This window comes from Acidovorax facilis, assembly GCF_023913775.1.
Lineage (GTDB): Bacteria > Pseudomonadota > Gammaproteobacteria > Burkholderiales > Burkholderiaceae_C > Acidovorax > Acidovorax facilis.
In genome coordinates, this window is the sequence record NZ_JAMXAX010000104.1 from 1 (window position 1) to 21307 (window position 21307).

Annotated in this window: 24 protein-coding genes; 12 read left to right on the forward strand and 12 right to left on the reverse strand. The window is 63.9% G+C overall.

Going from position 1 to position 21307, the window contains the following annotated elements; translation table 11 throughout:
- Positions 1-24: 24 nt before the first annotated feature.
- The 3 genes from NFX52_RS22190 to smpB all read right to left on the reverse strand — a co-directional run bounded on the left by NFX52_RS22190 (position 25) and on the right by smpB (position 1594).
- Positions 25-570 carry an RNA polymerase sigma factor gene (locus NFX52_RS22190; RefSeq protein ID WP_055398154.1) on the reverse strand — a complete coding sequence of 182 codons (546 nt, stop codon included), beginning with the start codon at positions 568-570 and terminating at the stop codon, positions 25-27.
- A gap of 33 nt (positions 571-603) precedes the next feature.
- Positions 604-975 (reverse strand): COG4315 family predicted lipoprotein, encoded by a 372-nt coding sequence (locus NFX52_RS22195; protein WP_055398253.1) that lies wholly within the window; start codon positions 973-975, stop codon positions 604-606.
- A 145-nt stretch (positions 976-1120) separates the two neighbouring features.
- Complete coding sequence (smpB, locus tag NFX52_RS22200) at positions 1121-1594, reverse strand: SsrA-binding protein SmpB (protein ID WP_055398252.1); 474 nt, start codon at positions 1592-1594, stop codon at positions 1121-1123.
- Positions 1595-1712: 118 nt separating this feature from the next.
- Here smpB and NFX52_RS22205 point away from each other — a divergent pair, with 118 nt between their 5' ends.
- Together NFX52_RS22205 and NFX52_RS22210 are read left to right on the forward strand one after the other, a co-directional pair.
- Positions 1713-2153, forward strand: a complete 441-nt coding sequence (locus NFX52_RS22205) for a type II toxin-antitoxin system RatA family toxin (RefSeq protein ID WP_055398153.1) — start codon at positions 1713-1715, stop codon at positions 2151-2153.
- On the forward strand, positions 2146-2505 hold the full coding sequence (locus NFX52_RS22210; RefSeq protein ID WP_055398152.1) for an RnfH family protein: 360 nt from the start codon (positions 2146-2148) through the stop codon (positions 2503-2505). The genes NFX52_RS22205 and NFX52_RS22210 overlap by 8 nt, the downstream gene beginning before the upstream one ends.
- A 21-nt stretch (positions 2506-2526) precedes the next feature.
- Here the strand turns inward: NFX52_RS22210 and NFX52_RS22215 are convergent, their stop codons facing one another.
- Positions 2527-3066, reverse strand: a complete 540-nt coding sequence (locus NFX52_RS22215; RefSeq protein WP_055398251.1) for a DUF4124 domain-containing protein — start codon at positions 3064-3066, stop codon at positions 2527-2529.
- A 108-nt stretch (positions 3067-3174) separates the two neighbouring features.
- On the opposite strand from NFX52_RS22215, the gene guaB reads away from it, so the two are divergent.
- From guaB to NFX52_RS22240, 5 genes are all read left to right on the forward strand, one after another.
- Positions 3175-4650, forward strand: a complete 1476-nt coding sequence (guaB, locus tag NFX52_RS22220) for an IMP dehydrogenase (protein ID WP_055398151.1) — start codon at positions 3175-3177, stop codon at positions 4648-4650.
- 247 nt (positions 4651-4897) lie between these two features.
- The gene (locus NFX52_RS22225; protein WP_055398150.1) at positions 4898-5155 is read left to right on the forward strand and encodes a type II toxin-antitoxin system Phd/YefM family antitoxin; all 258 of its coding nucleotides are present in this window, start codon (positions 4898-4900) and stop codon (positions 5153-5155) included.
- Positions 5152-5586, forward strand: a complete 435-nt coding sequence (locus NFX52_RS22230; RefSeq protein WP_055398149.1) for a type II toxin-antitoxin system VapC family toxin — start codon at positions 5152-5154, stop codon at positions 5584-5586. Before NFX52_RS22225 ends, NFX52_RS22230 begins: the two co-directional genes overlap by 4 nt.
- 12 nt (positions 5587-5598) lie before the next feature.
- Complete coding sequence (guaA, locus tag NFX52_RS22235; RefSeq protein WP_055398148.1) at positions 5599-7218, forward strand: glutamine-hydrolyzing GMP synthase; 1620 nt, start codon at positions 5599-5601, stop codon at positions 7216-7218.
- Positions 7219-7249: 31 nt separating this feature from the next.
- Complete coding sequence (locus NFX52_RS22240) at positions 7250-8251, forward strand: acyltransferase (protein WP_055398147.1); 1002 nt, start codon at positions 7250-7252, stop codon at positions 8249-8251.
- Positions 8252-8316: 65 nt separating this feature from the next.
- On the opposite strand, the gene NFX52_RS22245 is transcribed toward NFX52_RS22240, so the two are convergent.
- Entirely contained in the window at positions 8317-9219 is a 903-nt protein-coding gene (locus NFX52_RS22245; protein WP_055398146.1) for a hypothetical protein, read from the reverse strand.
- Between the two features lie 399 nt (positions 9220-9618).
- Here NFX52_RS22245 and NFX52_RS22250 point away from each other — a divergent pair, with 399 nt between their 5' ends.
- The gene (locus tag NFX52_RS22250; RefSeq protein ID WP_055398145.1) at positions 9619-10689 is read left to right on the forward strand and encodes a DUF6352 family protein; all 1071 of its coding nucleotides are present in this window, start codon (positions 9619-9621) and stop codon (positions 10687-10689) included.
- 100 nt (positions 10690-10789) lie between these two features.
- On the opposite strand, the gene putA is transcribed toward NFX52_RS22250, so the two are convergent.
- A complete protein-coding gene (gene putA / locus NFX52_RS22255; protein ID WP_055398144.1) occupies positions 10790-14536 on the reverse strand; it encodes a trifunctional transcriptional regulator/proline dehydrogenase/L-glutamate gamma-semialdehyde dehydrogenase in 3747 nt (1248 codons plus the stop codon).
- A 139-nt stretch (positions 14537-14675) separates the two neighbouring features.
- On the opposite strand from putA, the gene NFX52_RS22260 reads away from it, so the two are divergent.
- The 3 genes from NFX52_RS22260 to rlmD all read left to right on the forward strand — a co-directional run bounded on the left by NFX52_RS22260 (position 14676) and on the right by rlmD (position 17089).
- Complete coding sequence (locus NFX52_RS22260) at positions 14676-15149, forward strand: Lrp/AsnC ligand binding domain-containing protein (protein ID WP_055398143.1); 474 nt, start codon at positions 14676-14678, stop codon at positions 15147-15149.
- A gap of 109 nt (positions 15150-15258) precedes the next feature.
- Positions 15259-15570 carry a hypothetical protein gene (locus tag NFX52_RS22265; RefSeq protein ID WP_055398142.1) on the forward strand — a complete coding sequence of 104 codons (312 nt, stop codon included), beginning with the start codon at positions 15259-15261 and terminating at the stop codon, positions 15568-15570.
- A 55-nt stretch (positions 15571-15625) separates the two neighbouring features.
- Positions 15626-17089: a 23S rRNA (uracil(1939)-C(5))-methyltransferase RlmD gene (rlmD, locus tag NFX52_RS22270; RefSeq protein ID WP_055398141.1), complete on the forward strand. Its 1464-nt coding sequence runs from the start codon at positions 15626-15628 to the stop codon at positions 17087-17089.
- Positions 17090-17149: 60 nt separating this feature from the next.
- Here the strand turns inward: rlmD and NFX52_RS22275 are convergent, their stop codons facing one another.
- The gene (locus tag NFX52_RS22275) at positions 17150-17524 is read right to left on the reverse strand and encodes a hypothetical protein (protein ID WP_055398140.1); all 375 of its coding nucleotides are present in this window, start codon (positions 17522-17524) and stop codon (positions 17150-17152) included.
- A gap of 117 nt (positions 17525-17641) precedes the next feature.
- Positions 17642-18337 carry a Bax inhibitor-1/YccA family protein gene (locus tag NFX52_RS22280; RefSeq protein WP_055398139.1) on the reverse strand — a complete coding sequence of 232 codons (696 nt, stop codon included), beginning with the start codon at positions 18335-18337 and terminating at the stop codon, positions 17642-17644.
- 250 nt (positions 18338-18587) lie between these two features.
- On the opposite strand from NFX52_RS22280, the gene NFX52_RS22285 reads away from it, so the two are divergent.
- Positions 18588-18995: a GlcG/HbpS family heme-binding protein gene (locus NFX52_RS22285; RefSeq protein ID WP_055398138.1), complete on the forward strand. Its 408-nt coding sequence runs from the start codon at positions 18588-18590 to the stop codon at positions 18993-18995.
- A gap of 290 nt (positions 18996-19285) precedes the next feature.
- Here NFX52_RS22285 and hemP read toward each other — a convergent pair whose 3' ends face one another.
- The 4 genes from hemP to NFX52_RS22305 all read right to left on the reverse strand — a co-directional run.
- On the reverse strand, positions 19286-19507 hold the full coding sequence (gene hemP / locus NFX52_RS22290) for a hemin uptake protein HemP (RefSeq protein WP_055398137.1): 222 nt from the start codon (positions 19505-19507) through the stop codon (positions 19286-19288).
- Between the two features lie 269 nt (positions 19508-19776).
- A complete protein-coding gene (locus NFX52_RS22295) occupies positions 19777-20187 on the reverse strand; it encodes an ExbD/TolR family protein (RefSeq protein ID WP_055398136.1) in 411 nt (136 codons plus the stop codon).
- Between the two features lie 3 nt (positions 20188-20190).
- Positions 20191-20910 (reverse strand): MotA/TolQ/ExbB proton channel family protein, encoded by a 720-nt coding sequence (locus NFX52_RS22300; RefSeq protein ID WP_055398135.1) that lies wholly within the window; start codon positions 20908-20910, stop codon positions 20191-20193.
- 39 nt (positions 20911-20949) lie between these two features.
- On the reverse strand, positions 20950-21307 hold a 358-nt coding region (locus tag NFX52_RS22305), incomplete at its 5' end, for an energy transducer TonB (protein ID WP_252635825.1).

Here is a 21307-nt window from a genome sequence, read left to right on the forward strand (position 1 = left end):
GGGGGGGCTGGTCATGGCTCTTTTTTATTTGAGGCGACGCAGCACAGGCACAGCGCCTGCTGCGGGTGCGTCTGCGTGGGCAGCCGGTATAGGGCTGGGCGCGGGCTCTCGGTCCATCAGCGCGCGCAGGCGCGTGCGGGCGCGGGACAGGCGTGACATCACAGTGCCTGCCGGAATGCCCAGAATGCGCGCGGTGTCCTCGTAGCTCATGTCCTCCATGGCCACCAGCAGCAGCACGGCCCGCTGGTCGGCGGGCAGGCGCTGCAGACAGCGCTCCAGATCCAGGGCGTCATCCGAGGGAGCGCGGGCACCCGGCAACTGGTCGTGAATGTCGTCGATGTCCACCTGCGCCAGCGCGGGCAGCGCACGGCGTTGGTTGAGGTACAGGTTGTGCATCAGAGTGAACAACCACGCGCGCAGGTCGCTGCCTGTGCGCCACAGCAACCACTTGCTGCAGGCACGTTCCAGCGTGTCCTGTACCAGATCATCGGCCGCCCAGGCATCGCCTGTGAGCACCCGCGCGTACCGGCGCAGGCCGGGCAGTTGTTCGATGACCTGGGTGCGGTTCATGCCGTGCGGGGCCTGTGCGGCGTTGAAGGGTTCTCAGGGCCGTGCGGTGCGCCAGACCTGGTTCACCCCTTCGCCGGTTTTGTCGCCGGGCTTGGTGTCCTTGATCCAGTAGTAGAGCGGCTTGCCCTTGTAGGCCAGTTGGGTCTTGCCATCGTCACGGGTGATGATGCTGTAGTCGCCACCGGGTGCCTTGCTGGCCATGAGCGGTGGCCAGTTGGTGGCGCAGGGGCCGTTGCACACCGACTTGCCACTGCCTGCCGCGTCGCGGTCGAACGTGTACAGCGTCATGCCGCCCGCTCCGACCAGTACGCCGTCCATGGTCTTCACGGGCGAGTCGTTCATGGTGGCGCAGCCGGCCAATGCGGCTGCTGCGACGAAGGCGGCCATCGAGATCAGTTTTTTCATGGGTTTCTCCAGGGTGTGGTGCAGGCGGAGGCGAATGCTGCCTTGCACCGGGACAAACACATGGGCGCAGCGGTTTATTCCACGGCGTCGCAAAAAAATCTCAAGGGCTGGGCTGGGTGAGCGCAGACCGCATCGCACGCATGCCTCAGCGGCTGCGACTTTTCATGGCGCGCTCCACCTCGCGCTTGCCTTCGCGGTCCTTGATGGTGTCGCGCTTGTCATGCTCAGCCTTGCCCTTGGCCAGGGCAATTTCGCATTTCACAAAGCCGTTTTTCCAGTGCAGATTGAGCGGCACCAGCGTGTAGCCTTTTTGTTCGACCTTGCCGATCAGGCGCTTGATATCGTCTTTCTTGAGCAGCAGTTTCTTGGTGCGCGCCGATTCGGGGTTGACGTGGGTGGAGGCGGTCTTGAGCGCATGGATCAGGCAGCCGAGCAGATACAGCTCGCCATCGCGGATCAGCACGTAGCCATCGGTCAGCTGCACCTTGCCCTCGCGCAGGGCCTTGACCTCCCAGCCGTGCAGCACCATGCCCGCCTCGTGGCGTTCCTCGAAGAAATAGTTGTAAGCCGCTTTCTTGTTGTCGGCAATGCGGGACGTAGGATCGGGTTTTTTGGCCATGAAGAGGTAGATGCGGCACAAACCGGGAGTTAAAAGGCCTCCCTACAATGTGTGGGTGTCGCTGGCAGCGATTCTAATTTCCTCCGCTTGGCGCACACCGATGCCAGGCACAGTCTGCATGAAAACCGTTCACAAGTCCGTCCTCATTTGGTACAGCCCCGAAGAAATGTTTGCCCTGGTCACCGGGGTGGAACACTACCCCCAGTTTCTGCCATGGTGCGATCACGCGGGCGTGCTGGAGCAGACCGAGGACGGCATGACCGCCGAAGTGGGCATCGCGTTCAGCGGCATCCGCCAGACCTTTGTGACGCGCAATACCCACGAGGCAGGTCGGCGCGTGCAGATGCATCTCATCAAAGGGCCGTTCTCCCGCCTGGATGGCGACTGGCACTTCCACCTGGTGGGCGACGGTTCGCAGCGCGCATGCAAGGTGGAATTGCTGCTGAACTACGGTTTTGACAGTGCCACGCTCGCGGCGCTCGTAGGCCCGGTGTTTGACCGCATCGCTGGCAGCATGGTCGATGCCTTTGTGAAGCGTGCGGAGCAGGTGTATGGCTGAGCGGGTGCCGGGGAGCACTGTGCAGGTCACGGTGGTGGTCTGTATTGCTCCTCGCAAAACGCAGGAATGGGTACTTCAGCTGCCCGAGGGTGCCACCGTGGCTGATGCGTTGCGGGCGTGTGGAGCGGATGGCGCATTGGGGCCGCAGGGCAGTGCAGACCGGCCGACCCTGGGCATCTGGGGTCGCGCAGTGTTGCCTGACGCCGCAATCAGACATCTGGACCGTGTGGAGGTCTACCGCCCACTGAAAGTGGACCCCAAGGTGGCCCGCCGTGAACGTTTTGCACGGCAGGGCGCGCGGACCACGGGGCTTTTTGCACGCCAGCGGCCCGGGGGTAAGTCGGGCTACTGAGGTCGCCTTGTGGGGCTCGGGTTAGCGCTTGCAGTCGGCGGCAATGATGCCGTCGATGCGTTTGGATTCCGCCGCCCGGCCAGCTTCGTCGAGGAAGATGCGCTCGCCCTGTGCGTTGGACTGGGTGATGGGTTTGCCCGAGTCAAACGCTGCCTTGGCCTGGCGCGCGCGCGTGCAGTTGTCTGCCTTGGCCTTGGCCAGCTTTTCTTCGTCTGCTTTTTTCTTGGCCGCTTCCGCCGCTTCTGCCTGGGCTTTTTTCTCTTCCAGGGCTTTGTCTTTGCCGGTACCCGGCGCGCTGGCGGCAGGCTTGGTGGCCGAGGCGGCAGCGGTGGTTGTGGCCGCAGGGGTTCCTTCCGCTGGCGCGGCTGCCACTGGAGCGGGTGCTGAACGCGGAATCCCGCCACCGGGCTGCTTCAGGATGTTCTTTTCCGGGGTATCTTGGGGTGGAGGGCGGTCGCTGAAGACCTTGCGGCCGTCCTTGTCGATCCACTGCCATTGCGCCGCCGCGCCCATGGCCCAGGTGCAGGCCACGGCCAGCAGGAGAAGCTTGTGCATTTTCATGCGGACAAGTTTATCCATGTGACTCACCCCCCGCCAGTGCGTTGAAGACGGGCGGGCGCGTTTTCACCACACGCGGCGCGGGTACAATCCGTCTTTTGGAGCTTTCTCATGCGCCTTCTTGGAAAAGCGCTCACCTTCGACGATGTGTTGCTGGTGCCAGCGTACTCCCAGGTCCTGCCCAAGGACACGTCCCTCGCGACGAAACTCTCCCGCAATATCCAACTGAACCTGCCGCTCGTGTCCGCCGCCATGGACACCGTGACCGAGGCGCGTCTGGCCATTGCCATTGCCCAGGAGGGCGGCATCGGCATCGTGCACAAGAACCTCACGGCGCAGGAGCAGGCTGCTCATGTGGCCAAGGTCAAGCGCTACGAGTCCGGCGTGCTGCGTGATCCGGTGGTCATCACGCCCGAGCATACGGTGCTGCAGGTGCTCCAGCTGTCCGAACAACTGGGCATCTCAGGCTTTCCCGTGTGCGACGGCGGCAAGGTGGTGGGTATCGTCACCGGCCGCGACCTGCGCTTTGAGACCCGTTACGACGTCAAGGTCCACCAGATCATGACCCCGCGCGAGAAGCTCATCACGGTCAATGAAAAAGAGGGCACCACGCCGGCCGAAGCCAAGGCGCTGCTCAACAAGCACAAGCTCGAACGCATCCTGGTCGTGAACGACGCCTTTGAGCTCAAGGGCCTGATCACGGTGAAGGACATCACCAAACAAACCAGCTTCCCCAATGCGGCCCGCGATGCCGCAGGCCGCCTGCGCGTAGGCGCAGCGGTAGGTGTGGGCGAGGGCACCGAAGAACGCGTCGAAGCCCTGGTCAAAGCCGGTGTGGACGCTATCGTGGTGGACACGGCCCACGGCCACAGCAAGGGCGTGATCGACCGCGTGCGCTGGGTCAAGCAGAACTACCCGCAGATCGACGTGATCGGCGGCAACATCGCCACCGGCGCGGCGGCCCTGGCGCTGGTCGAGGCGGGCGCGGATGCCGTCAAGGTCGGTATCGGCCCTGGCTCCATCTGCACCACCCGCATCGTGGCCGGTGTGGGCGTGCCCCAGATCATGGCCATCGACAACGTCGCCACGGCCCTGAAGGGCACAGGCGTGCCACTGATTGCCGACGGCGGTATCCGCTACAGCGGCGACATCGCCAAGGCCCTGGCCGCTGGCGCCGGCACGGTGATGATGGGCGGCATGTTTGCAGGCACCGAAGAAGCGCCCGGAGAAGTCATCCTGTTCCAGGGCCGCAGCTACAAGAGCTACCGCGGCATGGGCTCCATTGGCGCCATGCAGCAGGGCAGTGCAGACCGCTACTTCCAGGAGTCGAGCACCGGCAACCCCAACGCTGACAAGCTCGTGCCTGAAGGCATCGAAGGCCGTGTGCCCTACAAGGGCTCCATGGTCAGCATCGTCTACCAGATGGCGGGCGGCGTGCGCGCCTCCATGGGCTACTGCGGTTGCGCCACGATCGAAGAGATGAACAACAAGGCCGAGTTCGTCGAGATCACCACCGCCGGTATCCGCGAAAGCCACGTGCACGATGTGCAGATCACCAAGGAAGCGCCGAACTACCGCGCTGATTAAGGGACAACCCCCTGAGTCGCTTCGCGCCTTCCCCCTTCTCTCGAATGGCTGCGCCATTCGGGAAGGGAGACGCAGCCAGTGCGGCGGGGCGGCCCTTGCACGGCTGCCCTAGCCTGGATCGCGGGCGTTAGCAGGGCATGGGTCTGATCTACCTTGGGAGATACCGAGTCTGGCCTGATTGAAAAAATCTGGTCAGACTGATATAGTCTGGTCTGAATTCACCATTCAGGCCAGGCTTTTTTACTTTATGCAGTCCGTTGGCATCTACGAAGCGAAAAGCAGGTTCTCTGCCTTGATCGAACTGGTCGAGCAGGGCGAGGAAGTGCGCATTACGCGCCATGGCAAAGAGGTGGTGCGCATGCTTCCCGTGCGTCGGCGCCCAGTGATTTCTGACGAGCAGATTGCGCGCGAGCTGGGCCAGATGGATGCGCTTCATGCCAGCATTCAACCCGCAGGTTCATCGACGGTGGATTGCCTGCGTCGCACAGGTCGGAGTAACGCATGACCGCCTTCGTGCTGGATGCCTCGGTCACCGCCGCCTGGCTGCTGCCTGACAGTGCTAGCGAACATACCCGCCGTCTTTACACCCTGATCCGCCGCGATGAGGTGGAGCCCCAGGCGCCCAACCTCTGGCACTGGGAGTGCCACAACATCCTGGCCAGTGGCGTGAACAGCGGGCGCATCCCCGCCACATCCGTCGAAGGCCTATGGGGCGTACTCGAAGCCATCCGTCACCGGGTAGAGCTCCATGAATTGGCCCCTGCCCAGCACAAGGCCGTGCTCGACGTGGCACTGGAGACCGGCCTGCCCACCTTTGATGCGGCCTATCTGTGGCTCGCCCGCTCGCTGCGCTTGCCCCTGGCCACCTTTGATCCCCAACAGGCCGCTGCCGCACGGCGCAGCGGTGTCCCACTTCTCGACCTCTCCCGTCTCTGACGGACCACCACCATGCAACACCAGAAAATCCTCATCCTCGATTTCGGCTCGCAAGTCACCCAGCTCATCGCCCGCCGCGTGCGCGAGGCCAATGTGTACTGCGAAGTGCACCCTTGCGATGTGACTGACGAATGGGTGCGCGACTATGCCAAGGACGGTTCGCTCAAGGGCATCATCCTGTCGGGCAGCCACGCCAGCGTGACCGAAGACACCACCGACCGCGCGCCGCAAGCGGTGTTCGATCTGGGTTTGCCCGTCTTGGGCATCTGCTACGGCATGCAGACCATGGCGCAGCAGCTGGGTGGCAAGGTTGAAATGGGCCACAAGCGCGAGTTCGGCTTTGCTGCCGTGCGCGCGCGCGGCCACACCGCACTGCTCAAGGACATCGCCGACTTCACCACGCCTGAAGGCCACGGCATGCTCAACGTGTGGATGAGCCACGGCGACAAGGTCACCGAGCTGCCCCCGGGCTTCAAGCTCATGGCCAGCACCGACAGCTGCCCTATCGCCGGCATGGCCGATGAAAGCCGTCGCTTCTACGCCGTGCAGTTCCACCCCGAAGTCACGCACACCGTGCAGGGCAGGGCGTTGCTGGACCGTTTCGTGCTCGGCATTTGCGGCACCCGTCCCGACTGGGTGATGCGTGACCACATCGCCGAAGCTGTGGAGCAGATCCGCCAGCAGGTGGGTGATGAAGAAGTGATCCTGGGTCTCTCGGGCGGTGTGGATTCGTCCGTGGCCGCCGCGCTCATCCACCGCGCGATTGGCGACCAGCTCACCTGCGTCTTCGTCGATCACGGCCTGCTGCGCCTGAACGAAGGCGACATGGTCATGGACATGTTCGTCGGCAAGCTGCACGCCAAAGTGATCCGCGTGGATGCGAGCGACCTCTTCCTGGGCAAGCTGGCGGGCGTGAGCGACCCCGAAGCGAAGCGCAAGATCATCGGTGGCCTGTTCGTCGACGTGTTCAAGGCCGAGGCTGCCAAATTGAAGGCTGGGGACGGTGGGCACAAAGGCGCCACCTTCCTGGCCCAGGGCACCATTTATCCCGACGTCATCGAATCCGGCGGGGCCAAGAGCAAGAAGGCCGTCACCATCAAGAGCCACCACAACGTGGGCGGTCTGCCCGAGCAACTGGGCCTCAAGCTGCTGGAGCCCCTGCGCGATTTGTTCAAGGACGAAGTGCGCGAACTCGGCGTTGCCCTGGGCCTGCCGCCCGAAATGGTCTACCGCCACCCCTTCCCTGGCCCCGGCCTGGGCGTGCGCATTTTGGGCGAGGTGAAGAAGGAATACGCCGACCTGCTGCGCCGTGCCGACGCGATCTTTATCGAAGAGCTGCGCAACTTCCGTGACGAAGCCAGTGGCAAGACCTGGTACGACCTCACCAGCCAGGCCTTCACCGTCTTCCTGCCCGTCAAGAGCGTGGGCGTGATGGGCGATGGCCGCACCTACGATTACGTGGTAGCCCTGCGCGCCGTACAGACCAGCGACTTCATGACCGCCGACTGGGCTGAACTGCCCTATGCGCTGCTCAAGAAGGTGTCAGGCCGCATCATTAACGAAGTCCGCGGCATCAACCGCGTAACGTACGACGTGAGCAGCAAGCCGCCAGCGACGATCGAGTGGGAATAACAAGCACTGTCACGCCAAAGACCTAGAAACAATGATCTGGCTTGATGTAGCGAGGGTCGTCTCCATCATGGCCGTGGTGGTCCTGCACGTGGTCGGCAGCGTGGTCACCGTGGCGGCGCTGGGTTCCCCTGGTTGGTGGTACGGCAATCTGTACGACGCCCTCGTGCGCTGGTGTGTGCCGGTGTTCGTGATGGTGAGCGGCGCGTTGTTGCTCGACCCGCGCAAGACCGAGTGCGTGGCCGAGTTCTACCGCAAGCGGGCGGCACGGGTCCTGCTGCCACTTGCCTTCTGGAGTGCTGTCTACATTCTTTGGAACCACCGGGGTGCCCTGGCCGAGCTGCGCGCGATGGATGTCTTGCGCAGCGTTGCCAGAGGGTGGCCTCACTACCACCTGTGGTTCCTGTACATGATCCTGTGCCTGTACCTGTTCGTTCCCTTCCTGAGGACGCTGGTGCGCAACACAAGCCGGCGCGATCTGTGGTGGCTTGTGGCCTTGATGTTTGTGCTGTCTGGCGTGAACGAGTTTTCCCGCGTCTTTTCTGGCGATGGGGCGGGCCTTTTCATCAACTGGTTTCTGCCGTACCTGCCGTATTTCCTCTGTGGCTACCTGATCCAGACCAGTGACAGGAAAATCCCCCTGGCTGTGTTGATGGCGGTCTTTGGGTTGGCTGTGGCGGTCACCGCCGTGGGCTGCTACTGGCTGGGCCGCGCGCAGGGGCTGGACAGGGGACTGTATTTCTATGGCTACCTGAGCTTTTCCGTCATCCCCATGTCGATCAGCTTGATGCTGATGCTCAAACAATGCACGTTGGCGGGGGGATGGGCGCAGTGCGTTCAGAGGGTTGCTCCGTTAACGCTGGGCGTCTATCTGGTGCACCCGATTTTGCTGGAATCGTTCAGGGAATACGGTTTCAAGCCTGAGGACCACGCGCCGCTGCTCACGGTGCCGCTTGTGGCCGCAGTGGTGTTTGGTGGCGCGCTGGTGGTGGCGCTGGTGTTCCACCGTACCCCCTGGTTGAAACGGCTCATTTAGGAAGACCATGCCGGACCACGTCTTCCCCGCCCTGGGAAGACGGCAAACCCCAGGCCAGGCTGCGGTCAGGCCCTGGCTTCACCGGTGACCGGATCGTAGGCGGTTCCGTCGAAGTTGATGATGCTGTTTGTGGCCGAGTCGTAAGTGGTCAGACGGTAGGTGTCGGTACCTTTGCCGTCCAGACCGATGTAGGGCGCTTGGGCCAGAACCAAGCGGTTGTCTTGGGGAACTACCCCATCAGCCGTCCATTTATTGCTCATCAGCCATTCAGAGGGGTTCACGCCCTCGGGCGTTGCGACGGTCCCGTCCGTGCGCATCTTGGCGAGTGTCGGGTCCATATTGAACCCTTCGGCCGCCAGCAGCATGTCGGGGTTCTTCTTGTAGAACGAGGCGGTCTCCGACGGCATTGCAGTCAGGTCGCTTTTGACGAGCGTCGAGCCATCCGTTGGGAATTGCGACAGTTTGCCGCTGCGAATGGCTTCGTAGTCCGCCGCAAACTCGGGGTGGTTCTTGAAGAACATGTAGCGGCCAACCACCTCCTGGTCGCCTCCGCTCAAAGACATCGCTGTCATCCGCACATAGTCCGGCACTTCGTAGTCTTCGGCAAACGTATCGCCCAGGCCGCGCTCCCAGGCGCGGAATTCTTCCAGGTTGCTGAAGGGCGCCTTGACTGCGGCCTCGGTGGTCCCGGTGTCCGCCGCATCTTTGGTGCTGTAGAGGGCGGCGGTGGATTGGTAGGGTTTGGTTTGTGCGGCCACCGTGGTGGCCCCTGCCGTGCTGGTGCCAGTCGCTTTTCCCTGTGCAGCCTCGGCAGACAGTTGTTCCAGCGTGGTCTGCAATTCTTTGAGAAAGGTCACGGGGTCCGCGCCCGCGTGGTTCTGGGCCGTGCGCTCTGCCGCCTTGGCCGCCATGGAACTGGAGACGCCCAGGGACGTCAGCATGTTGGTGGCTTGTGAAATATCGAGCATGTTGCGACTCCTCGGGTGATCTGGCAGTCCATGGTGTGGCATCGGGTGGATCACCGGGCCGATGGGGGTTCTCTGGACGTTGCCTTGATAGTCCCTGAATTCGATCAGGCCAATCCCGGGGTAAGCAGCGGAAAAACGGTGCTTTTCGAGAGGAGGTGGCCCCCTTTGTTACTGGGGCGGTATGGGTAGCGAGAGGCGTTCGCACACAGCGTAAGGCGTGAGGAGTGCGACAACTACACTCACGGACTGTGTCAACGCCGCGTCGCAACTTCCCGTGAAGCCACTTGTTGCCCACCCACATTCACCCCAGCATTCACCTCCCGTCTTCCATGGTCCGACCCTTGACGCTTCCCACCGCGCCGCCACAACGTTCTTCTTCCTGGGGCAGAGGTCCTTCGCATGACGCCAGCTGTTGATTTCTGGCCCGGATGTGGCTTTCAGGCGCTGGCCCGGGATGCGCGCGGCTGGCTGGTGCCTTCCGATGAATACCTGCAGTGGCTGCTTGCCCGGCCTGAACTGGCGCTGGTGCCAGAGTCCTGCGCCGCTGAGATCGCCCTGCACGAATCTCTGGCGTTATCGCCTGCACGGGTGGTTTTGTCGGCCGAACTGGCAGCGGTACAGGACGACGACGCCCGCGAAAACTACACCGTGTTCCTGCGTTTTCGCGATGGCCTGCTCGCCGCCGGCACGCTGGAGGCGTACTACTTGCAGCTCATGCGCAGTGGGGTGGTGAACGTGCCCGCCGTGTTCATCGACGCCGTGGTGCAGGCCCTGCTGCGCAACCTGCTCGACAACTGCAACGACGCCTTCGAAGCCCGCGCCGCCGAGATGCTGTTTCGCTCGCAGCGCATCACCTTGCAAGACGGGCAAATGCTGGCAGGCGACCGGGCGACGCTCGACATGCTCAACGAAACAGCGGGCCTGGGCGAGGTGGGACGCTTGCTGTTGCAAAGCGGTGCACTGCAGCCCACGGCGCAGGTCAAGGTGCTGTCGGCCGACAACGCGGCGCAATATTGGCAGGAGAGTGACCGCCACCACTTTCTGCTCGACCTGACCCATGAGCTGACGCAGGACCTGAGCCATGGCCTGACCTTCAAGATGACCCGCGCCCGTTCTGGCCTGAAGGCGCTGGCGCGGGTGCTGGAGCGCTGGGTCGGCCACTTGCTGGGCGTGCAAATGCAGATCGAGCCTGTGCACCAGGTCACCGACAGCGCGTGGCGCTGGCATGTGGGGCTGGATGTGGAGTCCACCGCCATCCTTAACGACCTGTACCAGGATCGGCCGGTGGATGGCGAGCGCATGGCGCGGCTGGTGAGCCTGTTCACGCTGACCTTTGCCAATCCGGCCGAGATGCGTGCCGATGTGGCGGGCAAGCCGGTGTACCTGGGGCTGGCGACCAACGCCGAGGGCGTGGTGCGCATCAAGCCGCAGAACCTGTTGCTCAATCTGCCGCTGGCATCGGTATCTTGATTGCTATTAAATTAATAGCTTCTAGCGCTTGATGAATAAGCGCTAGCAGCCATTTTTATTCAAATTTCTCCGGGTTGGATGGTGGCCCGATGCTGGGCCCTCATCCAATGGTCATCAGGCTCGCGTTGCCGCCCGCTGCGGCTGTGTTCACGCTCAGCGCGCGCTCGATCAGCAGGCGCTCCAGCGGGATGTCCGTGGCACCGGGCTGCAGTGCCGTCACACCCACGATAGGCCCCGCGCGGCGGGCGAGGGCGGTGCACACGGCCTGCAGCGAGGGGGCGTCGCCGTTGTGCAGCACGGCATCCAGCTCCAGCGTGCCGTCGTTCAGCGTGTTGTCCTGCAACTGGATCTGCGCCTGCACCAGCGTGGGCAATGGCGTGCGCTGGCTGGCCTGGGCGCTGGGCCACAGGGCCGTGCCACCGGTGGCGAGCACGGCCGCAGTCTGTACCAGCAGGTCATCCACACTTCGCGCCAGGCACAGCACCCGGGCACGGGGGGCCAGGGTGTAGACGTTGCGCTCGCCCGTGGGGCCGGGCAGGGTGCGGGCGGTGCCGCTTTGGGTTTGCTGGGCAAACTGTTGGCAGGTGTTGGCCAGGGCTGCATTGCCCTGGATCTGCGCCCATTGCTGCAAGGTGGCCAGAGGCGCCAGCAGGCGTTCGCGCACTGCCTCTTCGGGCGGCGTAGCGCGGTCGGCGTCGGCAAAGGTGCGCGCCAGCGCATCGGCCGGGCGCTGCGACAGCAGGCGCAGCAGGTACAGCGGCCCACCTGCCTTGGGTCCCGTGCCCGACAGGCCCTCGCCGCCAAAGGGCTGCACGCCCACCACGGCGCCCACCATGTTGCGGTTGACGTACACGTTGCCAGCATGGGCGCGGTTGACCACGCGGGCGATGGTTTCGTCGATGCGGGTGTGCACGCCTTGCGTCAGGCCGTAGCCGGTGGCGTTGATCTGGTCGAGCAACTGGTCCAGGTCGTTGCGGGCGTAGCGCACCAGGTGCAACACAGGGCCGAAGACTTCGCGTTGCAGCTCGCCGATGTGATTCAGCTCGATCAGCGTGGGGGGCACAAAAGTGCCTTGGCTGGTCGCGGTCGCAAGGTGCTGCGGGTGCTGGAACACCCGATGGCCTTGGGCCTTGAAGTTCTCGATGTGTTGGGTGATGCCCGCTTGTGCTTCGGCGTCGATCACCGGGCCCACGTCCACGCGCAGCTCGCCAGGGTTGCCCACGCGCAGTTCGCCCATGGCGCCCTGCAGCATCTCCACCACGCGGTCGGCGGCTTCTTCCTGAACGCACAGCACGCGCAGCGCCGAGCAGCGCTGGCCTGCGCTGTCAAAGGCGGACGACACCGCGTCGCCAACCACCTGCTCGACCAATGCGGACGAGTCCACGATCATCGCGTTCTGCCCACCCGTTTCGGCAATCAGCGGGATGGGGCGGCCAGCGGCATCCAGCCGCCCGGCCACGGTGCGCTGCAGGATGCGTGCCACTTCGGTGGAGCCGGTGAACATCACGCCCATCACGCGGGCGTCGCCAATCAGGCGGGCACCTACCGTCTCGCCCTGGCCGGGCAGCAGTTGCACGGCGGCGCGGGGCACACCGGCCTGCCACAGCAGGCGCACGGCCTCGGCGGCGATCAGCGGGGTTTGCTCTGCCGGCTTGGCCAGCACGGGGTTGCCTGCGGCCAGTGCAGCCGCCACCTGACCCATGAAGATGGCGAGCGGGAAGTTCCAGGGGCTGATGCAGGCCACCGGGCCCAGAGGGACGTGGGTGGCGTTGTCGAACGTGTTTTGCACCTGGGCGGCGTAGTAGCGCAGGAAGTCCACGGCTTCGCGTACTTCGGCGATGGCGTTGCTGGCGCTCTTGCCTGCTTCGCGCATCAGCAGGCCCAGCAGGGGCTGCATGCGGGCCTCCAGCAAGTCGGCAGTACGCAGCAGGGCCGCTGCGCGCTCGGCGGGCGGGGTGGCGGCCCAGGGGGCTGCGGCGGCCTGGGCGTGGGCCAGTGCCTGGTCCACATCGGCGGTAGTGGCCTCCTGCACGGTACCCACCACATCGCTGTGGTCGGCGGGGTTGCGCACGGGCTGGGTGGTGCCTACGGGCAAGTCAGTAGCCAGCAGGGGCGCTGCCGTCCAGGCGTGGCTTGCCGTGGCTTGCAGGGTGGTGGCCAGCTCGGTCAGCGTGTTTTCGTTCGACAAATCCAGCCCGCGCGAGTTGGTGCGGTGCGCGCCATACAGGCCCTGGGGCGTGGCAATGCGCGGGTGAGGCAAGCCCGCAGTGCCTTCTGCCGCAGCTTGCTGGTCCACCACTTGCACGGGGCTGCGTACCAGCTCATCCAGCGCAATCGTTTCATCGGCAATGCGGTTCACAAACGAGGTGTTGGCGCCGTTTTCGAGCAAACGGCGTACCAGGTAGGCCAGCAGGGTTTCGTGCGTGCCCACGGGGGCGTAGATGCGGCACGGGCGGCCCAGCTTGCCCGCAGTGATGGCACCCACCACCTGCTCATACAGCGGTTCGCCCATGCCGTGTAGGCACTGAAATTCGTATTGCCCTGCGTAGTAGTTGCTGCCTGCCAGTTGGTAGATGGTGGCCACCGTCTCGGCGTTGTGCGTGGCGAACTGGGGGTACACGGCCTCGGGCGCGGCCAGCAACTTGCATGCGCAGGCGATGTAAGAAATGTCGGTGTGCACCTTGCGGGTGTAGACGGGGTAGTCCTCCAGGCCATCAACCTGGGCGCGCTTGATTTCGCTGTCCCAGTACGCGCCCTTGACCAGGCGCACCATCAGCCGGCGCTGGGTGTGGCGGGCCAGGTCCACGACGTAGTCGATGACGAACGGGCAGCGCTTTTGGTAGGCCTGGATGACAAAGCCAATGCCGTTCCAGCTCGCCAGGGTGGGCTCGTGGCACAGGCGCTCCAGCAGGTCCAGCGACAGCTCCAGGCGGTCGGTTTCTTCAGCGTCGATGTTCAGGCCAATGTCGTACTGCTTGGCCAGGGCTGTGAGGCGCAGCACCAGCGGGTACAGCTCGTCCATCACGCGGCCAAATTGCGCACGGCTGTAGCGCGGGTGCAGGGCCGAGAGCTTGATGGAGATGCCCGGGCCTTCGTAGATGCCGCGCCCGGCAGAGGCCTTGCCAATGGCGTGGATGGCTTGCTCGTATGACGCGTAGTAGTGCTTGGCGTCCGCGCTGGTCAGCGCAGCCTCACCCAGCATGTCGTACGAATAGCGAAAGCCCTCGGCTTCCATCGTGCGGGCGTTGCGCAGCGCTTCGTCAATGGTTTCGCCGGTCACAAACTGCTCGCCCATCATGCGCATGGCCATGTCCACGCCCTTGCGGATCAGGGGCTCGCCGCCCTTGCCGATCAGGCGGCTGAGCGAGTTGCCCAGGCTGCTCTCGCTGTGGGTGGCCACCAGCTTGCCGGTGATGAGCAGGCCCCAGGTGGCGGCGTTGACGAAGAGCGAGGGGCTCTTGCCCAGGTGGGCATCCCACTGGCCGTGGCTGATCTTGTCGCGGATCAGCGCATCGCGCGTGGCCTTGTCGGGGATGCGCAGCAGGGCTTCGGCCAGGCACATCAGCGCCACGCCTTCTTGCGACGACAGCGAAAACTCCTGCAGCAGCCCCTGCACGATGCCCGCGCGCCCGGCGCTGGCCTTGCGTTCGCGCAGCGCCTTGGCTATGCGCAGGGCCAGTTGCTCGGCGGACGCCGCTTGATCGGCAGGAAGTCGGGCCTGGGCCAGCAGCGGGGCCAGGGCCTCGGGCTCGGGGCGGCGGGTGGCTGCGGTGATGGCTGCGCGCAGCGGGTTGGAGAGCGGCGTGCGGGGCGCGAAGTCTGCAAACGGGGCGGAGGGCTGCGTCATGGCGGTGTCTTTCAGGGATTTGGCGGGGCCCAACACGGTGAGAAGTGTTGGTTGTGCGCGTTATTGGCGATGATCCTTGGGTTGGCGGTGAATAAATGGTCGAAAATTGGCACAGAAGCCGAATAAAACTCTAATCGACATGCAAACAGAACCCGATCTGGACCGGATTGACCGCAAGATCCTGTCAATCCTGCAGGAAGACGGCCGCATTGCCAACCTCAAGCTGGCCGAGGCGGTGGCCTTGTCGCCCACGGCCGTGCTGGCGCGGGTGCAACGCCTCACGCGCGATGGCTTCATCCTGGGCTACGAGGCGCGCCTGAACCCCCTGAAGCTGGGTGCGGGCATGCTGGTGTTCGTGGAGGTGCTGCTGGACCGCACCACGCCCAACGTGTTCGACCAGTTCAAGGCCGCCGTACAGGTGCACCCCGAGATCATGGAATGCCACATGGTGGCGGGCGGGTTTGACTACCTGCTCAAGACGCGATCGGCCGACATGAATGCCTACCGCGTGTTTGCGGGCAATGTGCTGTGGCAACTGCCCGGCGTGCGCGAGACGCGGACCTATGCGGTGATGGAAGAGGTCAAGCACACCAACCATCTGCATCTGCGGTGAATGCCACGGGGTTCGTGATGCCGCGCCGCAGCCTCCAGCGGCCACATTGGCGTTGCCTGCCAAAGCCCGCATAATGCCCGGCAGACCTGTCAGATTGAGGAGAAGAACCATGATCCGCTTTCCATACGCTACTGCTGCCCTGCTGGCGGCGGCCTTTTTCAGCCAGTCGGCTGCAGCCTCGTGCTACGTGGTTTACGGCCCCGACCAGGACATCGTGTACCGCGCCCCCCAGCCACCGGTGGACCTGTCCTACCAGATCCACCAGACCCTGCCACAGGTTGCCCCGGGCTCCACACTGGTGTTCTCGCCTGACAACCACAACTGCGACCTCCCCATCAACAAACTTCCCCTGGCGTCTGCTCAAGGGGCTACGGGTTCCATGGGCATGGGCGGTCGTCCCGCCCGCGCAGACCGCAGCTGAGCGCCCGGTTCAGCGGCCCGTGCGGGGGCTGTCCTGGGCCTGAGACAATCGGGGGATGAGCGAACCGAAAGAACTATCCCCCTCGTTTGAACCCACCGCGCAGGATTCCCAGAGCGACTTGCCCGAAGGCTGGCTGCAAGTGCAGTCCATGGACCTGGATGCCCAGGGCGTTGCCCGCAAGCCCGACGGCAAGGTGATCTTCATCGACGGTGCCCTGCCGTTCGAGCTGGTCACCGCCAACACCCACCGCAAAAAGAACAACTGGGAGCAGGCCAGCCTGGTGGCGATTCACCGCGAATCGTCGCAGCGTGTGCGCCCCGGCTGCCAGCACTTTGGCCTGCACGCCGGTGCCTGCGGTGGCTGCAAGATGCAGCACCTGCACGTGGGCGCCCAGGTTGCCGTCAAGCAGCGCGTGCTCGAAGACAACCTCTGGCACCTGGGCAAGGTCAAGGCCCAGACCATGCTGCGGCCCATCGAAGGCCCGTCCTGGGGTTATCGCTACCGCGCCCGTTTGTCGGTGCGCCATGTGATCAAGAAGGGCCAGGTGCTGATCGGTTTCCATGAGCGCAAGAGCCGCTATGTGGCCGACATGCAGCAGTGCCCCGTGCTGCCCCCCCATGTGGACGCCATGCTGATGCCCTTGCGCGCGCTGATTGCCGGCATGGATGCGCGCGACACCTGCCCCCAGATCGAACTGGCCTGCGGCGACACCGTAACCGCGTTGGTGCTGCGGCACCTGGAGCCGCTGAGTACGGATGACCTCGCCCGGTTGCGCGCCTTTGCGGCCGAACACCACGTGCAATGGTGGCTGCAGCCCAAGGGGCCCGACACGGTGAAGCTGCTGGACGAAGGGGGCGAGCTGCTGTCATATGCGCTGCCGGACTTTGGCATCACCATGCCGTTCAAGCCCACCGACTTCACCCAGGTGAACCCCCACATCAACCGCGTGCTGGTGTCGCGTGCGCTGCGCCTGCTGGATGTGCAGCCGCACGAACGCGTGATCGACTGGTTTTGCGGTTTGGGCAATTTCACGCTCCCACTGGCCACACAGGCGCGCGAGGTGCTGGGCATCGAAGGCAGCGAGGCTCTGGTGGCCCGTTCGCGCGAAAACTATGCATTGAATCAGGCCGTGGCGCCTGACCATAAAGCGCTAGCAGCTACTGATTTTGTAGCGCGCAACCTGTTCGAGATGACCCCGGAAATGCTGGTGGCCGACGGATCTGCCGACAAATGGCTGGTGGACCCACCCCGCGAAGGGGCGTTTGCCCTGGCCAAGGCCCTTGCCGACATCGAGCAGGCGCGCATAGGCGCCGAAGGCGCGGGCCCGCTGCCAACGGGGGCGGAGGGCTGGGCCCCGCCGAAGCGCATCGTCTACGTGAGCTGCAACCCCGCCACACTGGCGCGGGACGCCGGGCTGCTGGTGCACCTGGCGGGCTACCGGTGCACGGCGGCGGGCATGGTGAACATGTTCCCGCACACGGCACACGTTGAGAGCATGGCGGTGTTCGAGCGCGACTGAGCGAAGGGGGAGGCCGATGACGGCGCTGCCTGCCTCCTCAGGTGTCGATTGCGGGACGGGCTAGCTGCGATTGCGGCTGGCAGCCGGGTCGCGTGGCTCGGTTTCGATGTCGCTGGATCGTTCGGTGCGCTCGGGTTTCTCGACCTTGCCGAGCACTGACGGTGCGCCTTCGATCTTGTTTTCGCGCATGTAGGCGTCCATGTCCTTCCACCCGGCAAACACCGAGGCCTTGGGGGCCTTGGGGTTCAAGGTGTAGCAGTCTTCCAGGCCCCGCAGCGCGTGGCGGCAGGCGCCGCCGATGGCCTTGGCTTCCTCCTCGCGCTGGGCGACGCGCGGATCCGGGCCCAGGCCGGGAATCTTGTCGCAGGCAGTCAGCAGCAGGATGCTGGAAAGAGCCAGCAGCCGTAGTGCGGTGGAGGAAGGTTTGCGATACATGTACTTGCATTATCGGCACGCCGTGCGCGCTATTGAGCCCCGGGCTGTGCAAAGCCCCAAGAAAAAAGGCTCCCGAAGGAGCCTTTGAGGGAAATCACCTGCTTGCAGGTGCGCGGGTTACTCGCGCTCCCCGCCCATGATGCCCAGCAGGGCCAGCAGGCTCTGGAACACGTTGAAGATGTCCAGATACAGCGCCAGCGTAGCGCTGATGTAGTTGGTTTCACCGCCGTCCAGGATCTGCTTCAAGTCATACAGCATGTAGGCGCTGAAGATGCCGATGGCCGCCACCGAGATCGCCATCATGCCGACCGAGGAGCCCACGAACACGTTGATGACAGCGCCGACCATGAGCACCAGAGCGCCCACCATCAGCCACTTGCCCATGCCCGACAGATCGCGCTTGATCACGCTGGCCAGGCTGGCCATCACGAAGAACACGCCTGCGGTGCCGGCAAACGCCGTCATGATGAGGTCGGTACCGTTCTTGAAGCCCAGCACCATGCCGATCAGGCGCGAGAGCATGAGGCCCATGAAGAACGTGAAGGCGAGCAGCACAGGCACGCCAGCGGCCGAGCGCTTGGTCTTTTCGATCGCGAACATGAAAGCGAACGCGCCGCCCAGGAACACGATCAGGCCCACGCCGCCGCGCAGCGACTGGGTGATGCCTGTGGCAACGCCCACCCAGGCGCCGAGCACCGTGGGGATCATGCTCAGTGCGAGCAGCCAGTAAGTATTGCGAAGCACCTTGTGGCGCTCTTCCTGCGAGATGCCATAGCCCGCAGAGTGGCCCAGGGTGGTGACTTGGTCATTCATCTTGTGTCTCTCCTTGTTGGCCTGCACAACGCAGACATGACAAATTTTAGGTGGTGATGGTTTTTGGCCCTGCAATACCCGCATCCGGTCACCTACTTTTGGTAAGGGTTCTTTCACCCTGGTTGGGGGTGAAGGGCGGTTGGGATGCCGCTATGCTTGCCGCTTCTTGTGCCGGGCTGGCCCGTTGGCATCCGCACAGCCTCCATTTCATCTCTCTATTTCTCTACTTTTCCATTTCTCGGATCGCACCATGAAAACCAAACACGAACTCGAACTGGCCGACGTCAAGTCCGTCGCCGCAGCGGCCGAAGCCGAAGCCCTCAAGAACAACTGGGCAGTGACCATCGCCATCGTCGATGACGGCGGCCACCTGCTGTGGCTGCAACGCCTGGATGGCGCCGCAGCGGTGTCGTCCCACATCGCCCCGTCCAAAGCGCGCACGGCCGCTTTGGGGCGCCGTGAGAGCAAGGTGTACGAGGACGTGATCAACGGTGGCCGCACATCCTTCCTGAGCGCCCCCACCATCGACGGCCTGCTCGAAGGCGGCGTGCCGATCCTCAAGGACGGCCAGTGCCTGGGCGCCGTGGGCGTGAGCGGTGTGAAGTCCACGGAAGATGCGCAGATTGCCCGCGCCGGGATTGCAGCGCTGGGGCTTTGATACCCGCGGGTCGCTGGAGATTGCTATAAAAATAATAGCTGCTGGCGCTTTTCCATCAAGCGCTAGCAACCAAAAAAGCTTTAAACCTTCAGGGCAGACCTGCGTCTCCCATAAAAAAACCGGCCACTGGCCGGTTTTTTTATGGGGTTCGATGAATCCTGGGGCGAGGAGAGCTGGGGAGAAAAAAAGCCTGGCTACGCGGGCGAACCCGTTGGCTGGCAAAAACGACCCTTTCGAGCTTGTTGCAAGCCCGGGAGTCGCCCCACGATGAAACTTGGTTCCTGGTGCAATTACTTGGTGAGGATGAGCTTGCCCAGCTTGGTGGCCTGCAGGCGATATACCGAGCCGTTGTGGCTGATCGCTACCGCTTTCTGACCCTGAAGCAGGGCACTGCTGTCCACGGCGCCAGCCACTGCGTCGGCAGGGTGGGGCGTGTCCCGATCCGTGCGTGGCACGGGCAGATCTGAAGGGGCAGTACGCAGGAGCGAGGCGGCGGTCAGTGTGGCTTGCATGAAGAGTATTCCTGTTGCGTTGCAGTGCGTTTTGTTAATGATAACGATTCGCAATTACGAGTCAAGCGGGTTTGGTGTTTCTTTTTGTTGTTTTTTTATGGCCTGTGCGACCCTGAAAAGACTTTGAACAGGTTCTGAGGGCCTTCAACGCCTGTGCCCGGGCAGCGTTGCTGCACCGGGCACAGGCGTAAAAACGTTCTTGAAAGTGACCTGCAGGCGGTGCTGATTCGGGCGAAATGGATTCACTGCGCCTGTAAAGCCCGACCCACTCAGGACTGGGGCTCGGTCACGAACCCAATCTTGCGCACGCCGGCCCGCTGCGCTGCGGCCATGGCCTGGGCCACGAACTCGTAGCGCACGTTCTTGTCGCCCCGGATGTGCAGGTCGGGCTGGGGTTCCTTGGCGGCCTCGGTCTGCAGGCGGGGGAAGAGTTCTTCCTCCGTGACCTCGAACTCGTTCCAGAAGTACTTGCCATCGGCCGACACCGACAGGCGCACGGTCTCGGGCTTGATGTTCTCGGGCTGGTTGGTGGCGCGGGGCAGGTCCACGTTCACCGAGTGTTTCATCACCGGCACGGTGATGATGAAGATGATGAGCAGCACCAGCATGACGTCCACGAGGGGCGTCATGTTGATCTCGTTCATCACGTCATCGGCATCGTCTTGGGTTCCGAAGGCCATGGCTTAGCCACCTTTCTTCATGGGCAGGACCTTGCCTTGCTCGCCGGGCGCATTCACGCGGGCGCCGGTCACAAAGTAGGCATGCAGGTCGTGCGCAAAGCTGTTGAGGCCGCCCAGGATGGACTTGTTGCCACGCACCAGCGCGTTATAGCCCAGCACGGCAGGGATGGCCACGGCCAGGCCCAGGGCGGTCATGATCAGCGCCTCGCCGATGGGGCCGGCCACCTTGTCGATGGTGGACTGGCCCGAGGTGCCAATGGCCAGCAGTGCGTGGTAGATGCCCCAGACGGTGCCGAACAGGCCGATGAACGGGGCGGTGGAACCCACCGAGGCCAGGATGGCCAGGCCGGATTGCAGACGTGCAGTGAACTCGTCAATGCAGTTGCGCAGGCAGCGGGTGACCCAGTCGCTCACGTCCAGGCTGTCGTGCAAGTGGGCTTTGGTGTTGCGGTGGTGGGCGGTGGCTTCGCGGCCTTCCAGCGCCAGGTGGCGGAAGGGGTTGGTGGGGTCGGCGCCCAGCTTGGTCAGGCCGGCGGCAAAGTCTTCGCTGTGCCAAAAATCCTGGGCGGCGCGGGCGTGTTTCTTGAACTTGATGATGTCCAGCGCCTTGATGAGGATGACGATCCACGAGGCCAGCGACATGGCCAGCAGCAGGATGGCGACGGCGCGGGTGACAAAGTCACCCTGGATCCAGACGTTGGCGATGCCGAATTGCGATTCCATGTGAAAACTCCCTAAAGCGATGATTGGTGGTGAATGCGGTTATTCGAGAACGAAATTGACAGGGACCAGGTTCCACATGGTCTCGGGCACGCCGTTGCGTTTGCCCGGCACGAAGCGCCAGCGCATGACGGCCTCCTGGGCCTGCCGGTCCAGGCGGTCGAAGCCGCTGGACTTGTTGATTTCCACCTTCTGCGGGGTGCCGTCGATGCCGATCAGTACGCGCAGCACCACCTTGCCCTGTTCGCCCATGCGTTTGCTGATGGCGGGGTAGCTGGGCTTGGGGTTGTTCAGGTAAGCGGCGTCGCTCGACGGCAGTTCGATCTTGGGCGGTGCGGGCGGAGCCGGGGGGGCTGGCGCAGGCGCTGGCGGGGCGACGGGCGCCTCAATGGGCGGCGCA

Excerpts from the sequence above, each read along its gene's own strand:
- NFX52_RS22190 (WP_055398154.1), bottom strand. The coding sequence starts at position 570 with ATGAACCGCACCCAGGTCATCGAACAACTGCCCGGCCTGCGCCGGTAC.
- NFX52_RS22195 (WP_055398253.1), bottom strand. The coding sequence starts at position 975 with ATGAAAAAACTGATCTCGATGGCCGCCTTCGTCGCAGCAGCCGCATTG.
- smpB (WP_055398252.1), bottom strand. The coding sequence starts at position 1,594 with ATGGCCAAAAAACCCGATCCTACGTCCCGCATTGCCGACAACAAGAAA.
- NFX52_RS22205 (WP_055398153.1), top strand. The coding sequence starts at position 1,713 with ATGAAAACCGTTCACAAGTCCGTCCTCATTTGGTACAGCCCCGAAGAA.
- NFX52_RS22210 (WP_055398152.1), top strand. The coding sequence starts at position 2,146 with ATGGCTGAGCGGGTGCCGGGGAGCACTGTGCAGGTCACGGTGGTGGTC.
- NFX52_RS22215 (WP_055398251.1), bottom strand. The coding sequence starts at position 3,066 with ATGAAAATGCACAAGCTTCTCCTGCTGGCCGTGGCCTGCACCTGGGCC.
- guaB (WP_055398151.1), top strand. The coding sequence starts at position 3,175 with ATGCGCCTTCTTGGAAAAGCGCTCACCTTCGACGATGTGTTGCTGGTG.
- NFX52_RS22225 (WP_055398150.1), top strand. The coding sequence starts at position 4,898 with ATGCAGTCCGTTGGCATCTACGAAGCGAAAAGCAGGTTCTCTGCCTTG.
- NFX52_RS22230 (WP_055398149.1), top strand. The coding sequence starts at position 5,152 with ATGACCGCCTTCGTGCTGGATGCCTCGGTCACCGCCGCCTGGCTGCTG.
- guaA (WP_055398148.1), top strand. The coding sequence starts at position 5,599 with ATGCAACACCAGAAAATCCTCATCCTCGATTTCGGCTCGCAAGTCACC.
- NFX52_RS22240 (WP_055398147.1), top strand. The coding sequence starts at position 7,250 with ATGATCTGGCTTGATGTAGCGAGGGTCGTCTCCATCATGGCCGTGGTG.
- NFX52_RS22245 (WP_055398146.1), bottom strand. The coding sequence starts at position 9,219 with ATGCTCGATATTTCACAAGCCACCAACATGCTGACGTCCCTGGGCGTC.
- NFX52_RS22250 (WP_055398145.1), top strand. The coding sequence starts at position 9,619 with ATGACGCCAGCTGTTGATTTCTGGCCCGGATGTGGCTTTCAGGCGCTG.
- putA (WP_055398144.1), bottom strand. The coding sequence starts at position 14,536 with ATGACGCAGCCCTCCGCCCCGTTTGCAGACTTCGCGCCCCGCACGCCG.
- NFX52_RS22260 (WP_055398143.1), top strand. The coding sequence starts at position 14,676 with ATGCAAACAGAACCCGATCTGGACCGGATTGACCGCAAGATCCTGTCA.
- NFX52_RS22265 (WP_055398142.1), top strand. The coding sequence starts at position 15,259 with ATGATCCGCTTTCCATACGCTACTGCTGCCCTGCTGGCGGCGGCCTTT.
- rlmD (WP_055398141.1), top strand. The coding sequence starts at position 15,626 with ATGAGCGAACCGAAAGAACTATCCCCCTCGTTTGAACCCACCGCGCAG.
- NFX52_RS22275 (WP_055398140.1), bottom strand. The coding sequence starts at position 17,524 with ATGTATCGCAAACCTTCCTCCACCGCACTACGGCTGCTGGCTCTTTCC.
- NFX52_RS22280 (WP_055398139.1), bottom strand. The coding sequence starts at position 18,337 with ATGAATGACCAAGTCACCACCCTGGGCCACTCTGCGGGCTATGGCATC.
- NFX52_RS22285 (WP_055398138.1), top strand. The coding sequence starts at position 18,588 with ATGAAAACCAAACACGAACTCGAACTGGCCGACGTCAAGTCCGTCGCC.
- hemP (WP_055398137.1), bottom strand. The coding sequence starts at position 19,507 with ATGCAAGCCACACTGACCGCCGCCTCGCTCCTGCGTACTGCCCCTTCA.
- NFX52_RS22295 (WP_055398136.1), bottom strand. The coding sequence starts at position 20,187 with ATGGCCTTCGGAACCCAAGACGATGCCGATGACGTGATGAACGAGATC.
- NFX52_RS22300 (WP_055398135.1), bottom strand. The coding sequence starts at position 20,910 with ATGGAATCGCAATTCGGCATCGCCAACGTCTGGATCCAGGGTGACTTT.